We start from the raw sequence: 250 nt of genomic DNA, 5'->3' as shown, positions 1-250 counted from the left end.
GGCATGGTACGCGTAGCATTAGGCCTATGGTCTGCCAAAAATAACCAACTCACGCTATCCTTTGCTGACTGCGCCTTATTATACTTGCCTCCAATGCCCCCAACCTCATTCATTATAGGATATTGCAGCACAGCAGCGCTTATATAGCGATCTCCAGTGGGCAAGACATATAAAGTTGGTGACGTAGATAATGACTGCTGGTTGGCATATACCGTCATCATTAATAGCGTTAAAGGCGGTAGTGCCAGCC

At 46.8% G+C, this 250-nt stretch carries 1 protein-coding gene; it reads right to left on the bottom strand.

Going from position 1 to position 250, the window contains the following annotated elements; genetic code table 11:
* Positions 1 to 250 (bottom strand): hypothetical protein (locus AAEY83_RS17295; RefSeq protein ID WP_351061141.1); only part of this gene is annotated, 250 nt, incomplete at both ends.

It is taken from the genome of Psychrobacter sp. TB20-MNA-CIBAN-0197 (genome assembly GCF_040309765.1).
Lineage (GTDB): Bacteria > Pseudomonadota > Gammaproteobacteria > Pseudomonadales > Moraxellaceae > Psychrobacter > Psychrobacter submarinus.
This window is presented reverse-complemented; position numbering and strand designations above follow the sequence as displayed.